At 60.0% G+C, this 15147-nt stretch carries 14 protein-coding genes; 6 read left to right on the top strand and 8 right to left on the bottom strand.

What is annotated here, in order from left to right; all coding sequences use genetic code 11:
• The first annotated feature begins 10 nt into the window (after positions 1–10).
• On the top strand, positions 11–1177 hold the full coding sequence (locus A1WC_RS11720) for a benzoate/H(+) symporter BenE family transporter (protein WP_016161181.1): 1167 nt from the start codon (positions 11–13) through the stop codon (positions 1175–1177).
• On the opposite strand, the gene A1WC_RS11715 is transcribed toward A1WC_RS11720, so the two are convergent.
• The gene (locus A1WC_RS11715; protein ID WP_016161182.1) at positions 1154–2023 is read right to left on the bottom strand and encodes a helix-turn-helix domain-containing protein; all 870 of its coding nucleotides are present in this window, start codon (positions 2021–2023) and stop codon (positions 1154–1156) included. The genes A1WC_RS11720 and A1WC_RS11715 overlap by 24 nt on opposite strands.
• Before the next feature lie 181 nt (positions 2024–2204).
• On the opposite strand from A1WC_RS11715, the gene A1WC_RS11710 reads away from it, so the two are divergent.
• Entirely contained in the window at positions 2205–3101 is an 897-nt protein-coding gene (locus tag A1WC_RS11710; protein ID WP_016161183.1) for a DMT family transporter, read from the top strand.
• Between the two features lie 46 nt (positions 3102–3147).
• On the opposite strand, the gene A1WC_RS11705 is transcribed toward A1WC_RS11710, so the two are convergent.
• From A1WC_RS11705 to tehA, 3 genes are all read right to left on the bottom strand, one after another.
• Positions 3148–3816 carry a DUF3313 domain-containing protein gene (locus A1WC_RS11705; RefSeq protein ID WP_016161184.1) on the bottom strand — a complete coding sequence of 223 codons (669 nt, stop codon included), beginning with the start codon at positions 3814–3816 and terminating at the stop codon, positions 3148–3150.
• Between the two features lie 260 nt (positions 3817–4076).
• Positions 4077–4673 carry a tellurite resistance methyltransferase TehB gene (gene tehB, locus A1WC_RS11700; RefSeq protein WP_016161185.1) on the bottom strand — a complete coding sequence of 199 codons (597 nt, stop codon included), beginning with the start codon at positions 4671–4673 and terminating at the stop codon, positions 4077–4079.
• Entirely contained in the window at positions 4670–5674 is a 1005-nt protein-coding gene (tehA, locus tag A1WC_RS11695) for a dicarboxylate transporter/tellurite-resistance protein TehA (protein ID WP_008804667.1), read from the bottom strand. The genes tehB and tehA overlap by 4 nt, the downstream gene beginning before the upstream one ends.
• 111 nt (positions 5675–5785) lie before the next feature.
• Here tehA and ydcK point away from each other — a divergent pair, with 111 nt between their 5' ends.
• Complete coding sequence (gene ydcK / locus A1WC_RS11690; RefSeq protein WP_008804666.1) at positions 5786–6766, top strand: YdcK family protein; 981 nt, start codon at positions 5786–5788, stop codon at positions 6764–6766.
• Here the strand turns inward: ydcK and rimL are convergent.
• Together rimL and A1WC_RS11680 are read right to left on the bottom strand one after the other, a co-directional pair.
• On the bottom strand, positions 6752–7330 hold the full coding sequence (gene rimL / locus A1WC_RS11685; RefSeq protein ID WP_008804665.1) for a 50S ribosomal protein L7/L12-serine acetyltransferase: 579 nt from the start codon (positions 7328–7330) through the stop codon (positions 6752–6754). The two genes, ydcK and rimL, sit on opposite strands and share 15 nt — an antisense overlap.
• A gap of 53 nt (positions 7331–7383) precedes the next feature.
• Positions 7384–9039, bottom strand: coding sequence for a glucan biosynthesis protein D (locus A1WC_RS11680; protein WP_012541545.1), 1656 nt, complete (start codon positions 9037–9039; stop codon positions 7384–7386).
• Positions 9040–9478: 439 nt separating this feature from the next.
• Here A1WC_RS11680 and A1WC_RS11675 point away from each other — a divergent pair, with 439 nt between their 5' ends.
• Positions 9479–10567: an NAD(P)-dependent alcohol dehydrogenase gene (locus A1WC_RS11675; protein ID WP_016161186.1), complete on the top strand. Its 1089-nt coding sequence runs from the start codon at positions 9479–9481 to the stop codon at positions 10565–10567.
• A 54-nt stretch (positions 10568–10621) separates the two neighbouring features.
• Here the strand turns inward: A1WC_RS11675 and A1WC_RS11670 are convergent, their stop codons facing one another.
• Complete coding sequence (locus A1WC_RS11670) at positions 10622–12127, bottom strand: carboxylesterase/lipase family protein (RefSeq protein WP_016161187.1); 1506 nt, start codon at positions 12125–12127, stop codon at positions 10622–10624.
• A gap of 41 nt (positions 12128–12168) precedes the next feature.
• Positions 12169–13512: a VOC family protein gene (locus A1WC_RS11665; RefSeq protein ID WP_008804661.1), complete on the bottom strand. Its 1344-nt coding sequence runs from the start codon at positions 13510–13512 to the stop codon at positions 12169–12171.
• 239 nt (positions 13513–13751) lie between these two features.
• On the opposite strand from A1WC_RS11665, the gene pcaH reads away from it, so the two are divergent.
• Together pcaH and pcaG are read left to right on the top strand one after the other, a co-directional pair.
• Positions 13752–14492 (top strand): protocatechuate 3,4-dioxygenase subunit beta, encoded by a 741-nt coding sequence (pcaH, locus tag A1WC_RS11660; RefSeq protein WP_008804660.1) that lies wholly within the window; start codon positions 13752–13754, stop codon positions 14490–14492.
• Positions 14489–15109: a protocatechuate 3,4-dioxygenase subunit alpha gene (gene pcaG, locus A1WC_RS11655; RefSeq protein ID WP_008804659.1), complete on the top strand. Its 621-nt coding sequence runs from the start codon at positions 14489–14491 to the stop codon at positions 15107–15109. Before pcaH ends, pcaG begins: the two co-directional genes overlap by 4 nt.
• The last annotated feature ends 38 nt before the right edge of the window (positions 15110–15147 follow it).

Genomic DNA, 15147 nt, shown 5'->3' on the forward strand with positions numbered 1-15147 from the left:
AGAGAATCCTATGCGCTCGTTTACCCTTCCTCTTCCCACTCTGTTGGCGGGTTTCGTCGCTGTACTGGTGGGCTACGCCAGTTCAGCCGCCATTATCTGGCAGGCTGCTGCGTCTGCTGGCGCTACCCCCGGGCAGATCGCCGGCTGGATGACGGCCCTTGGCCTCGCCATGGGTATCAGCACCCTTGCGCTGAGCGGCTGGCGTAAAGTTCCTGTGCTCACCGCCTGGTCAACGCCGGGCGCCGCGCTGCTGGTCAGCGGTCTACAGGGAGTCACCCTCGCCGAGGCCGTGGGGGTGTTTATCTTTGCCAACGCGCTGATCGTCCTTTGCGGCGTGACGGGCCTGTTTGCCCGGCTGATGAAGATCATTCCCCATTCACTGGCCGCCGCGATGCTGGCCGGGATCCTGCTGCGTTTCGGTTTGCAGGCCTTCGCCGGCTTACAGGACCATCTGCTGCTGTGCGGCGGCATGCTCGCCGCCTGGCTTCTCTGTAAAGCGCTGTGGCCCCGCTTCGCGGTAGTCGCCGCGCTGGTGGTGGGGGCGCTGATCGCGGCGGCCTCCGGGGACGTCGCCAGGACGGCCGTACCGCTGGCCTTCGCGGCACCAGAGTGGATCGCGCCGCAGTTTACCCCGGCGCTGCTGCTCAGTGTCGGCCTGCCGTTTTTCCTCGTCACCATGGCCTCGCAGAACGCCCCCGGGTTCGCCACGCTGCAGGCATCCGGCTACACCGTACCGGTATCGGCACTGCTCGTCGCCTGTGGAGGTCTGGCGTTGTTGCTGGCGCCGTTTGGGGTCTACTCCATCTGCATCGCGGCGATCACCGCTGCGATTTGCCAGAGTCCGGAGGCGCACCCGGATCCGCAACAGCGCTGGCTGGCGGCCATGGCCGCAGGCGGTTTTTATCTGCTGGCGGGTCTGTTCGGCGGGTCGATCACCGCCCTGATGTCGGCTTTACCCGCGGCGTGGATCCAGATGCTGGCCGGCCTGGCGCTGCTCGGCACCATCGGCGGCAGCCTGTTTCAGGCGGTACATCAGGCCAGTGAACGCGATGCGGCAGTACTGACCTTTCTGGTCACCGCCAGCGGCGTGACGCTGGCGGGAATTGGTTCGGCCTTCTGGGGCGTGGTGCTTGGTGGGGTAAGCTATGGCGTGTTATCCGCGCTGCGCCGCCCTTAGCTGGGACGGCGTCAGGCCGGTGGCCGCTTTCACCCGATGGCTGAAATGGCTGGCGGAGCTGAAGCCGCAGACCAGCGCAATCTCCGTTAACGGCAGCGCGCTGTGGCAGAGCAGATTTTGCGCCCTGGCCATTCGCTGCTGCATCACATATTGATGCGGGGCCATATTCAACGACTGGCGGAACATGCGGGCAAAATGGAACTCACTGAGTCCCGCCTGCTGCGCCAGGTCGGCCAGGGTCAGCGGCTGATCGAGGTGGGCATCGATCCAGGCCAGCACGTGACGCTTCACGCCCGGCGCCAGCCCTCCGGTGACCGTCGGCAAACGCCACTGCACGGTGGAGTAGTGCTGGATCAGATGGGTGAGCAGTAAGCTGCTGGCGGCGCTGAGGGTCAACTGGTTCGCCGGCTGTCGCCAGTCATTGGCCAGTAAAAACTGGCGGTACACCGCGGTGATTTTGTCATCGCTGGCGAAGGTTTTTTCCTGCAGGGTGAAGTTTGCCGGGCTACGATCCCACACCTCTTCGCCGACGCGGCGCAGGTGCTCATCGGTACAGTAGAGATGCACAAAAGACAGATCGCCGCGGATATCCCAGACGCTCTCATCCCCTTTCGGCATCAGACAAAAGCGATCCGGGCCGCCGCCATTTTTCCAGCCGTGCGGCGTCTTTTGATAGCTTTCATAGCCATCGGCGACGTACAGGCTCAACGTATGGTGATCGCTGCGCACCGTCACGGTGTCGCAATTGTTGTACCAGGCGGCCAGTTGAATTCCGGAATTCAGCTCCACCGTGCCCCGCAGCACCGCGTTCTGTCGCCGTAATGTTTCAAACGTCCCGTAACCCATTGCCTTCACGCATCTGCCCGTAAAAGCTCTAGTCTAGGGAGACTCCGGCGCGGTTTCCAGTCCTCACCGCAGGCGAATGACAAATAAGCGCAAGAATTTGCAAGCCGACAACAAGCGGGTGAAAGCTGCCGGTTGCGACAGGCGGCATACTCCTCCCTTCAACAAGCAGAGGAGAGTCAGGGTGAACGCATTACTTTATGCACTCGTTGTCGTGATCTGGGGGACAACGTGGATTGCGATTTTTTTACAACAAGGGCCGGTGGCGGCGCCGGTATCCATTTTTTGGCGCTTTGCCGTGGCCAGCATCACGATGCTGACGATTCTGCTTGTCACGCGACGGCTACGGCCGCTGGGCGCGAAAGATCACTTTTGCTGCCTGCTGCAGGGCTGCTGCGTCTTCTGCTTCAATTTCTGGTGTTTTTATACTGCCGCGGCCTGGATCAACACCGGTCTGGAATCGGTGATCTTTTCCATGGCCGTACTGTTTAACGCCATTAACAGCTTTCTTTTTTTTCGCCAGCAGCCGCCGGGCCGCTTCTGGGCCGCCGCCGCGCTGGGCCTCGCCGGTATCGTCACCCTGTTCTGGGATGACCTGCTGGCCAATGGGCTAAACGCCTCGCTGCTGTGGGGGATCGGTCTGAGCGCCCTGGGTACCTACGGCTTTTCACTGGGCAATATGTTCAGCATTCGCCACCAGCGGCGAGGGCTGGAAACCCTCACCACCAACAGTTGGGCGATGCTCTACGGGACGCTGGTGATGGGCGCGATCGCCCTGCTACGTGGCGATAATTTTATGCCGGAGTGGACCGTCAGCTACCTTGGCGCCCTGCTTTACCTGGCGCTGTTCGGCTCAGTGATCGCCTTTGGGGCCTATTTCACTCTCGTGGGGCGCATCGGCGCCAGCAAAGCCGCCTACAGTACGCTGCTGTTTCCGCTGGTGGCGTTATCCATTTCCACCGTCTATGAAGGGTATGTCTGGCACAGCAACGCCGTGATCGGGCTGGCGCTGATCCTGCTGGGTAACCTGGTGATGTTTGCCAAACCGGAACAGCTGCTGCTGCGCCGAAGGCTGGCCTGAGGAGACAGAAGAGAAACAGCGCCGTCGTCAGACGGCGCTGGCACGATTAACGCTGAGAGGAATCGAATTTGACGGCGTCGACCGCCATATCATCGATCACCTGCTTCAGGGTATCGACGGTCAGCGGCGTATTCTCATTCGCCAGGGTTTTGCCTTCCCCTTTACGAACAACCTTGATCACCGGCTTATTGGTGCTGGCGTCAATGACCTCCGCCTCAAAGTACAGATCGGTGTCCATGGTACGATGGCCGGTGGCGGCCTGGGTGCCGGCGACAATCATAGCAACCGGGATCACTTCATAGAACTGCAGCCCCTCTTTGCTGGAGTCCACCCCGGTGATCGCCCCGCGGAAGATGAGGCTGCGTTTGCCGGCGGTAGTGGCCAGCGGTTTACGCTCGGAAATAGCCTGTTTCAGCTCTTTGTTGGTGTAGTTAAGAATATCCTGCAGCGCCTTTTCCCCTACCTGGGTGGTCGGCTTCGGTACCGGATAGTAGGTCACCGGGTGATAAACGATATTGTCATAGTTGGCTGGATTGAAGTTCGGATCGATCCAGCGCAGCTCCGGCTTGCCGGAGGCAGAGGTCGTTTCTTTCAGGTTGGAATAATCTTTTAAGAAGCCCGAATACTGATTCGGTTGCGCCACTTTCGCCGCACAGCCGGTCAACGCCAATATTCCCGCCAGAGCGGCGACTTTCAGTAAAACGCGAGTACGCATAGAGAGATCCCTGTAAATGCAGTTTTTTTTCGGCAGACGTTATAGCAAATAGGACCCACTAGTTTTGTGACAAAAAAAGGGCTTCGTCAAGGAAGATTTATAAATATTGATAGGATGAACATTACGTTATTAAATAATCACTTAAAAAGCGTATTGCGCGGTTTTCCAGGCTCATTTTCGCCGCAACGGATCTCTGTCTTGCCCACGCTTTGGCGGGGAATGCGGCGCGGGCCATGCTCAGCTTCCCACGCCGCCGCGTATCAGGCAGGCTTGCGCGCCAACAGGGTGGCGAAGCGCAGTTTGATGCGATTGCCGTTGGCGTCGGTGCGATGCAGCTCGCCGACGTCCTCATTGTATTTCAGCAGCTCCCAGCCCTGGTAATAATCACGAAGCTCATCGGGTTTAAAGGCAAACGGGAAGCCGACGGTGCAGGGATAGTCTTCGGTATCCATTGCCGCCACAATCAGGTTAAAGCCGCCGGCAGCGGTGCAGCGCTGCATATTGGCGATCAGGCCCGGGATGGTGTCAGGCTCCAGGAACATCATCACCACGGTGGAGAGGATCAGGTCATATTCCCCATCAAAGGTCAGGCTATTGAGGTCTTTTACCGCGGTGCGGAGATTTTCCAGCGCCTCGGCAGCGCGAATACTTTCCAGATTATTGATGCTCACCGGATTTTTATCCCACGCCGTCACCGTGAATCCGTTCGCCGCCAGATAAAGGCTGTTACGCCCGTTGCCACAGCCCAGATCCAGCGCCCGCCCCGGCGGCACCACTGTCGCAGCATGCAGCACCTCGGAATGGGTGCGTGTCAGGCCATATTTATCACTAAAATAATCCGCGTCACGCGTTGTCATGATCCTTCCTTCTTATTCAGGAGTGTTTCCCGGTCGACCTGTACCAGCAGTTTCCCGCTCACCAACAGCAAAATTGTGCGCAGTAACAGCAGGCCGACAACCAGATTGCTAAAAATAAACAGCGGCATTGCCAGATGGTGAAAAAAGCCGTCCGCCCTGGCCTGGCCGAGATGCAGGCCGGTGGTGGCCAGCGCGGAAATACCGAACGAGAAGCTCCAGAAGGAAGCATTGAACGGCTGGCGAAGATACCAGGGCATCAGGCGCAGCATGAACAGTAGCTGCAGCAGGCCGTAACCAAACAGCAGCTTCGCGAAGGTATCCGCTTCCCCACCGTTGACGCTGAGCCAGGCGCTGCAGGCCACCAGCGCAGGCGCCAGTTGGATCCCCAGCGAGGTGCGCAGCGGCGTCGGCAGCTCGCCCGCGCTGCGCAGACGCTGGAGGATCGCCGGCTCGAGGCTCAACCAGGAGAAGACCCCGGCGCCGAGGAACACCAGCCCGGCGTCGGTAAATCCCAGCGCGCCGCAGGCCATCGCGCTAATGAAATTATTGGCCACCGTGGGCAGATAGAGTCCCGGCGTGGTGGCCTCGTGAGGATGCGTCCCCCGCCACAAGCCGCCACTTTGCCAGGCGGCATAGGCAAGCTGCAGCGCCACCCCCGGCACAAACAATCCCAGCGCCAGCGGTCGCCACCAGGGCACCAGCCCGATCGCCACCAGCAGCGTGGTGGCCGGAAACAGGCTGACAAAGCTGCTGCTGACCGGATGACGCATCTCCCGTAGCACGCTCGCCGGAAAGCGAATTGCCCGGCTGATAAACGCCATGCTGAGCAGCGCCCACATCGCGATCGCCAGCATCACCAGACCATCGCCGATGCTGCGGCTAACCGGCCAGAGCGTGCTGGCGTAGCGCCAGGCGAAGCCCATTCCGATGGTGCCGAGCACCATACCAAAATAGCCTGCCGGCAGGTTCAGCGCCTGCCGCGGCGTTTGCTTGCTCTTCATTTTGTTGATGATATCAATTTAATTTGAAGTTGCATTTTAAAGGAACCTTATCCCGCGCGCTACGGCGATCTTTGCTATGTTTATGTTAACCATAAGTAATGAGGATCGGGAATGCGTAAATATCGTCTCAGCGAACAGACCCGGCAGTATTGTTACCAGGAAGAGGCTGGCAAACAGAGCGTCACCCTGCGCCAGATAGTGGCGCTTATTGATTTCGCTGACGTCAAAGCAGGCAGCGAAGGCGGTTGGGTGGACGCGGAAAGCGCTCTCAGCCAACAGGGAGAGTGCTGGATCTACGATGCCAACAGCGTGGTTTTCGCCGGGGCAAGTATCCGCGACGACGCTCGCTTAACCGGGCCCTGCGTGGTCAGCCACGAGGCCGCCATCGGCGGACGGGCATGCATTCATGCCTCGCACATTAGCCATCACGCGCAGATAAGTGACAACGTCACGATTAATCATAGTCTGGTGCGCGGTTACTGTCGCCTCGCCGACGAGGCGCGTCTCCTGCCGCACTGCCAGGTGATTGCCGCCCGCGGGCTGACCGCCGATCGCGACAAAGTCCTGCAGATTTATCAGCGAGCCACCGTTAGCGCCTCGCGTATTCTTCATCAGGCGCAAATCTACGGCGATGCCTTTGTCGAGCACGCTTTTGTCGAACATCGCGCAGAAGTGTTCGACCAGGCAAGACTGGAGGGGAACGAAGAAAACGACGTCTGGGTGTGCGATAACGCCCGGGTTTATGGTCACGCGCGACTGATCGCCGGTCGCGGAGAGGATGCCATTCCCACCGTGCGCTACAGTTCGCAGGTGGCGGAGAATGCGGTGATTGAAGGCAACTGCCTGTTAAAGCACCGGGCGATGGTCGGTGGCGAGGCGCAGCTGCGCGGTGGTCCGATTCTGCTCGACGACGATGTGCTGATCCAGGGGCGGACAGTCATCATCGGCGATGTGATCGTTGAGCACCAGGTCTCCATCAATGACGAGGTGCAGATTGCCGCACAGGAGGGAGAGGCCATTCATCTGCGCGGCCCGAAAACGCTTGACGGCCAGCAGCACATCACCCGCACGCCGCTGTTAGGCGCCCTCTAGCGCCTCGTCGCGGTCAATAATGCGCGCGTAAATATTCTGATCGTCATAGCTGCCGTTCAGATACTCGGCCTGCCTGAGGCAACCTTCAAGAACGAACCCATTGCGCAACGCCACCTGGTTACTGCGGGTATTGGCCACCCGGCATTTGATCACAAACCGGCGCACCAGCCCGCTGCGGGCATAATGGTGGATAAAGGCCTGCAGGGAGCGGGAAAGCAGCCCCTGCCCCTGGTGATCTTCATCGATCCAGTAGCCGATATAGGCCGTTTTGTTCTGCGGCTCGATCTGGTTGAACGACAGGACGCCCACGAGTCGATGGTCGAGAAACAGCAAAAACATTTTGGCGTAATCCCGCTGATGCAGAATCACGTTACCCTGCACATGGCGGCGGGTCTCCTCTTCGCTGTTCACTTCGGCGGGCCAGTTGAGCGATTGCTGCAGCCAGTGGCGGTTTTTCACCACCAGCTGGTGCAGATCGCTGACGTAGCGCTCATCAATCGCGATAAGCGTCAGTGCGTCGGTCACCGGGATCGTCTCAGGTACTGCGGGAATGTCTGTAGTCATGGGGCTCTCTACTGGCCCGCAGGGGTTGCCTGCGGGCCGCGGCTGTCACGGGATTATTTCATGATCCGGTCGTCAACGTAGTTACGTTTATCCGGCGCCGGCGGGAAGTACTGATAGAGCCAGGTTTCGCTGATGGCTTCGCCCTGACAGCGCAGGAACAGGCGCATCTCCACCGGGTCGGTCGAGTCGGAGGTCGGATACCAGTCGAAGAGGATCCGGTAGCCATCGAACGGCTCGACGTAGAGGATCTCAATCTGCTTCGCTTCCCCGCTGGAGAGGGTGATCACCGGTTCAATACCGCGCGGCGCGGCGGCCTTCAGATCGCCGCCGACAAAGTCGATGGCAAAACGACGCGCCCACTTATCCGGATAGTGCTCGCCCGGCGCCCAGCCTTCCGGGAAGCCCCCCATCCCGGTGCGGGTGGCGAGCACACGCGCCAGCGGGGTGCTCACCGGCGGCTGCGCGCTCCAGTAGAGACGGTAGCGGAAGTCCAGTTCGTCGCCCGCCTTCACCGCTTTTTCCGGCTGCCAGAAGCAGACGATATTATCCAGCGTTTCGCCGGTAGTGGGGATCTCCATCAGGCTGACCGCCCCTTTCCCCCACTGGTTACGCGGCTCAACCCACAGGCTGGGGCGCTTGTTATACCAGCCCATCACGTCCTGGTAATGGGAGAAATCGCGGTCCAGCTGCAGCAGACCGAAGCCGCGCGGGTTCTTGTCCTGGAAGGCGTTGAACTGCAGCTTCTGCGGGTTATTCAGCGGCCGGCAGACCCATTCGCCGTTCCCCAGCCACATCGACAGCCGATCGGAGTCGTGGATCTGCGGGTGGATGGTATCGCACATCCGGCGCTCGTTGTTGCCGCAGCTGAACATACTGGTCATCGGCGCGATACCCAGCTGTTTGATGTCCTTGCGGGCATAAAGGTGATTTTCCACGTCCATGATGACCTGGGTATCCTGGCAATGGATGGTGAACTTGTAGGCCCCGGTGATGCTCGGGCTATCCAGCAGCGCATAAACGGTAAAGACCGTGGCGTCCCCTTTAACCGTTTCGAACCAGAAGGAGGTGAAATCAGGGAACTCTTCCGGGGTATCGGTAAAGGTGTCTACCGCCAGCCCACGAGCCGACAAGCCGTACTGGTAGGTGCTGTCTACCGCGCGGAAATAACTGGCGCCAAGGAACGCCACGATATCGCGGCGCGCCAGCTCCGGCGCTTTAAACACCCGGAATCCGGCGAAGCCGAGGTCGGACTGCCCTTCCAGCTGGCGGGTGTCGACCCCGGCGTCATTGTACTTAAACAGCTCAGGGCGGAAATGGATCTCGCGCGCCTGCTGAGTGGCGGCGTCAAGAGAGAACATCCGCACGCGGCGACGGAACCCCATCCCGACGTGGAAAAACTGGATGTCCAGTTTGCGTTCTTCGATGTTGTTCCATAGCGAGTGGTTGGCGTCATACTGGATGCTGTTATAAGCCTGCGGAGTCAGATTGGCCAGCGTCGGCGGCAGATCGCGCGGGGCGCCGCCCCATGGCTGGCGCGCCAGATCGTGGGCCATCGCCTGCAGCACGGTGTAATCGAAACGACGCGTTTGCCCGTCGGCAATACCCGCGTCTTCGGCAAAAGCGGCCTGACTGAATAAGGAAGCGACTCCTGACGTCCCGCATACGGCGGCAACAGCCATGGAAGATTTAAGAAAACGTCTGCGGTTCATGCCTGAGAAAGCGTCCTTCTGCACGGGTGAATTGATTCGCAACGCGTCATCACGCTGCGTGATAAATTCCGCCCACTCTAGACAAAAACGATTAATAATCCAATTGTTGCCCGCAGAAAAAAGGTAAAAAAGCCCTGTCTACCGGAACAACCCGTTTTTTTACTTTTCCTTCGACGTGCGGCCGGGGAAAGAACAGACTGCCGGCCGCTTTTTCGCCTGACCATTGAGCGGATAGCTCTTCCTCGCTTCGGTATATTCATCACACCTATGCCCCGCCGCCCTGCGTTTTTTTTAGGCACGATTGGCGCAAATTTCCGCCACATCCGGTGCTAACTTTTCACCGGTAACCGCTATATTTCTTCATGTTAGCGGCCAACACGGGAGAGCCGTTCGGGCTGTCCCTCCACGCTCTCCAGGGAATTCATTCAGGAGTCATGCCATGCAAGTGAAAGCAGCCGTCACGCTGGGCTACCAGCAACCTTTCGTCATCAAGGATGTCGACGTCTCCCCTCCGGGGAAGGATGAGATATTAGTGAAAATTGTCGCCACCGGGGTCTGTCATACCGACGCGGTGATGCGCGATAACCCGGGAGTGGTGCCTATGCCTGCCATCCTCGGCCATGAAGGCGCCGGGATCGTCGCCAGCGTCGGGGAGGCAGTCAACGGTATCAGAGTCGGAGACCACGTGGTGCTCAGCTATGCCGCCTGCCACCATTGCGAAAATTGTTTAAGCAACCACCCTTCAGCTTGCGAAGATTTTAATACGCTTAATTTTGGCGGCCGACGCGAGGATGGCACCACCCCCTATCGGCTGGGCGATCAGGATCTGTCCCTGTTCTTTGGCCAGTCGTCCTTCAGCCAGTATGTGGTCACCCGCGCCAGCAACGCCGTGGTGGTCGACCCGGAGGTAGATCTCACCCTGCTCGGCCCGCTGGGCTGCGGCATCCAGACCGGCAGCGGGACGGTGCTCAACCGCCTGAAACCGGTGATTGGGGAATCGATTGTGGTGTTTGGCTGCGGCGCCGTGGGGCTCAGCGCCATCATGGCGGCGAAATTAACCGGCTGTTCGCAGATCATCGCTGTCGATATTCATGCCAGTCGCCTCGCCCTGGCGGGCGAACTGGGCGCCACCCATCAGATTAATGGCAAGGAACAGGATGCCGTCGCCCTGATCAAACAGCTCACCGGCAAAGGCGCTCACTACGCGGTGGAAACCACCGGCGTATCGGCCATCGTGCTGCAGGCCGTACACGCGGTGAAACCATTAGGTACGGTGGCCATCGTCGGCTTTACCGGGGATATCACCTTTAACGTGCAGAACGATCTGATGGCGGAGGGCAAGTCGCTGGTCGGGGTGATTGAAGGCGATGCCGTCCCGGCGCTGTTTATTCCGCTGCTGGTGCAGCAGTACAAGCAGGGGAAATTCCCCATCGATAAGCTTATCGTTCGCTATCCGCTGGCCGATATCAACCAGGCTTTCGCCGATTCGGCGTCTGGCAAGGTGATAAAGCCCGTGGTTGTGATGTGAGTGAATGCCGCCACCAACCGGTGGCGGCAGTTGCTCAGCCGCACCTCAGCGCATTTACTCCAGCGTCACGTGATGCTTCATCACCCGGCGAAACAGCGCCAGCCGGGCGCGCATAAAGCGATTTTCCACTTTAAAGCCGGCACGCTTATGCAGGCCAATGCGCAACAGACGATCCCGTCCGCGCAGGCACGCTGGCCAGCGTACCGCGCCGGCAAGCGCCTGGTCGCCGCTGGCGACGCGGGCAAACTGGACCCAATAGTCAGCCACCTGAGCGGCGAAGGCCAGATCCGCTTCGCTGGCATACTGACACACCGGGTCGGTCAACCGCAGGTTATCAAACACGTAGGGCACCTCGTTGCCATGCCAGGCGCCGTGCGGATAGGTGTCATGCTCCGCCTCCGCAACATAATCAAACCAGTAGCGCCAGCACGGCTGCCCCACGCGCTGCTGCGCCTGCATCACCACATAGCCGAGGGTGGTGAAGGCCATGTCGCGGCACACTTCCCGCCCCAGCGCCTCATCGCCCTTCACGCCGGGATAAAGGAGTTTGATCAGCCCCAGTCCCAGGCGGCGCTCACGGCGCAGCTTCTGGATCTGCCCGGCGATATCGACGCCAAACACGGCCATCACGCTGGCTTCATCGCTGTTGGAGCCGATCATCACCGGCATTGGATGCTGGCGCCCGGCCAAAAAGGTCTCCAGCATCGGCTGCGGCAGCACCGCGTCGCCGACGATGGGGGCCGGCCCTGTGTTCAGCGGCGCGGTGAGCGACCAGAAGGCCTCCGCCGGGATCGCCCGCAATTCCTCAGCGCTGGCTCGCGGTAAGGCGAAGTGTTCCGCCAGCAGGCGGCCTTTCTCCAGCGCCTTCTCTCGCGGCAGGTCGGGTAACGTATACCCGCTCTGAATAATCGCTTTATGGAACAACCCTTTCGCTTTCGGCGAGGCCATCAGCGACAGCACGCTGCGCGCCCCGGCGGATTCGCCAAACAGCGTGACGTTGGCGGCATCCCCGCCGAAGGCGTGGATATTCTCCTGAACCCACTGCAGGGCGGCAATCTGATCGAGCAGCGCGAAATTATAGAGACGTTCGCCCGCCTCTTCTTCCAGCGCCGGATGGGCGAAAAAGCCGAGATGGCCCAGCCGGTAGTTGACCGTCACCACCACCACATCGCGGCTGGCTAACGCTTTGCCATCGTAAGGCGGCAGGCTGCCGGCGCCGATGGTAAACCCGCCGCCGTGCAGCCAGACCATCACCGGCAGCGGCTGCGCCGCAGCAGCAGGTGCCCAGATATTGAGATATAAGCAGTCTTCGCTGAAAGCGCCGGGATCGCCGCCGCCGAGCTCACGGCAGTAGTCAATGTCCTGCCAGCTGGCGGCGGAAAAGGCGTCGGCCTGGCGGACGCCCTGCCAGCGGGCAGGAGGCTGCGGCGCGCCCCAGCGCAGCGGGCCCACAGGCGGCGCGGCATACGGAATGCCGCGCCAGATATGGATCCCCTGCTCTGCGCTCCCGGATACGGTTCCCTGGCGGGTTTTCGCCAACGGTTTCGACGGATGTTGCATAACCTGCTCCCTGTAAGGCTGATGCCAGCAGGGTACTGATTTTACAGCAGACCGCAACGTCGTTTGCTGCGCTCCTCCGCCTGTCGGTACAGGGCAAACTCATCCTCCACCGGGCAGCCCAGCGCCGTCTCAAAGGCTTCGCGGCTGGCATTCCCGTGGCTGCGCGCCTGCGTTTCGTTGCCCAGATTAGACTGAAAAATGCCCGCCGCGCTGACCGGTAAAAAATCTTCATAAATAATCGGCTGGGCGACCACCCACCCGCGCTCAATCAGCGGCTGCGGATCGTCCCCCGGGCGAAACGCCTGGCGATGCGCCTCGCCGGCGGGCGTCAGGCGGTAGCGAAACCAGGCCAACCCCTGCTGACGGAGCAGAAATTCGCTGTCGGGGAATTCGCGGAATACCTCCTGCAGATGCAGCTGATGGCTGAGATTGTCCTTTCCTGTCCCTGCCGCCTGCAGCAGTCGGTCGTACAGTGCGCGTCCTTTTGGCGTTAGCGCAATGCCGCGTTGCTCAATTTCGCCAAAGCGGGCGCTGTGGGTGCCTTTATGCTCACCGGCGAACATCACCGGCTCCTCAAGCGCCTTAAAGCTGGTCTGCCGCAGGAGGATCGGGACCTCCCGGCGCGGTGGCCCTTCAATCAGCGCTTTGGGTTCAATACCACACTCGGGCATCAGGGCCTGGGCGCGGTCAATATCCAGCGTCCGCGGCGTGAGGTGATTGATATGGCATCCCGGAAAGCAGACCACATCGGCAATCAGGCGGTGCTCGCGATGCAGAGCATGGTAGGTCTCCTCATCGACGGTGGCATGCCGGTGCCAGCGGAAGGTCTCCAGCGCCTCCTGCACAAACTCGCGCGCGTCGGCAGAGGTGAATTCGCCCTCAGCTTCATACTGCGCAATCAGCGCCAGACAGCGGGGGGTAAAGATTTTGCGCCGGGCAAGGATGGCCTCGGCCCGCTCGCGCAGGGCGCGATTTTCAATCAGCTCCAGGCGCAGCAGCGAGGTGAAAACCCGAAACGGATTGCGCGCCAGCGCGGCATCGTCGATGGGACGAAAGGCCGTGGAATGGACCGGCACGCCGGCCTGTGAGAGATCGTAATAGCTGACGGGATACATCCCCATGATGGCAAACATGCGACGCAGCGTCGCCAGTTCCTCCGCTGTGCCCACGCGGATTGCGCCGTGGCGCTCCACGTTTAAGCGCGCCAGCTCGTCGGCATTGGCCAGTTGTTCATGCAGCTGCGGATTATTTTCCAGTACCGCCAGATTGACGTCAGCCACCAGCTCCAGCAGCGTCCCGTATTGCGGAACTTCCTGCTGGTACATAGCCGACATGGCCTGCGAAAACTGCTCCCGAATCTCATCAGCCGTGATGGTGTTCGCCATGATGTGTTACCTCCAGTGAATACTTCCTGGAGTGTAGGAAAGCTGCCTCCTGGCGGGGGGAAGAATTTACAAACTGTGATGGCGATAACCTGCTTCCGCTAGCAGTCATTGCACAAAACATAACCCACGGTTATGAAAAACACCCGGTAATTTCACTTTAAATTAACAATACATTTACACACACTGTTTCTGGCGACATTACAACAACATGCCCCTCTACCGTCTACACGGAGTACCCGATGAACGACAAATGGTCCCCGCGCGAGGTTATCCATCGCGATTACAGTAGCCACCCGCCCGCTTACGCGCCGGGCTATAAAACCAGCGTCCTGCGCTCACCGAAGAATGCCCTGATCTCCCTGCAGAACTCATTGTCAGAGATCACCGGGCCGGTCTTTAGCCGTGACGATCTGGGCCCTCTGGATAACGATCTTATCCTTAATTACGCCAAAGAAGGCCTGCCGATTGGCGAGCGGATCATTGTGCACGGTTACGTGCGCGATGGTTTTGGCCGACCGATGAAAAACACCCTGGTGGAAGTCTGGCAGGCCAATGCCGGCGGCCGCTACCGACATAAAAAAGATCAGTATCTGGCCCCGATTGACCCGAACTTCGGCGGCTGCGGCCGGGTGCTGACCGATGAAAACGGCTATTACTGTTTTCGCACTATCAAGCCCGGCCCCTACCCGTGGCGTAACCAGGCCAGCGACTGGCGTCCGGCGCATATTCATTTCTCGCTCTCGGGTGAAGCCTGGGCGCAGCGCCTGATCACTCAGATGTATTTCGAAGGCGATCCGCTGATCAAACAGTGTCCGATCGTCCGAACCATTAATAATGACGACGCCGTGCGCACGCTGATCGCCGAGCTGGACATGCACGCCGCCGTACCGCTGGATTGTCTGGCCTACCGCTTTGACCTTGTTCTGCGCGGCCATCGCGCCACGCTGTTTGAAAATCGCACTCAGGGGGCCGCCCGATGAAAGAGTATCTGCCTGAAACCGCCTCGCAGACGGCGGGACCCTATGTTCATATCGGTCTGGCGCCTGACGCCGCGGGCTTTCATATTTTTGAGAAAAACTTTGGCCCGGTCCTCACCACCGCGGATACCACCGGGGAGCGGATCACCATTGAAGGCCGGGTTATCGACGGCTCCGGAACACCGGTCCGTGATGTGCTGCTGGAGATCTGGCAGGCCAACGCCGCAGGACGCTACAACCATCCTGACGACCGTCAGCAGCAGAAAGCTGTCGACCCGGGCTTCCGCGGCTGGGGGCGTACCTGCTCTGATTTCACCTCCGGCGTCTGGCGCTTTGACACCATTAAGCCGGGCCCGGTTGTCGGCCGCGATGGCCGCCTGATGGCGCCGCACGTCAACCTGTGGGTGGTCGCCCGGGGGATCAACATCGGCCTGAACACGCGGATGTATTTCGCCGATGAACATGAGGCCAACGCCAGCGACCCGGTGCTGAATCTGATCGAGTGGGAAGTGAGACGCAAAACCTTAATCGCCGAACGCGAGGTTCGTGGTTCGGAAGTGGTCTATCGCTTCGATATTTATCTGCAGGGCGAAAACGAAACCGTCTTTTTCGATATCTAGCGGCCACGCCGATAAACGCCTTCCCCTCGTCCTGCGGG

The sequence above is a fragment of the Klebsiella sp. KTE92 genome, assembly GCF_000398905.1.
Classification (GTDB): Bacteria; Pseudomonadota; Gammaproteobacteria; order Enterobacterales; family Enterobacteriaceae; genus Klebsiella; species Klebsiella variicola.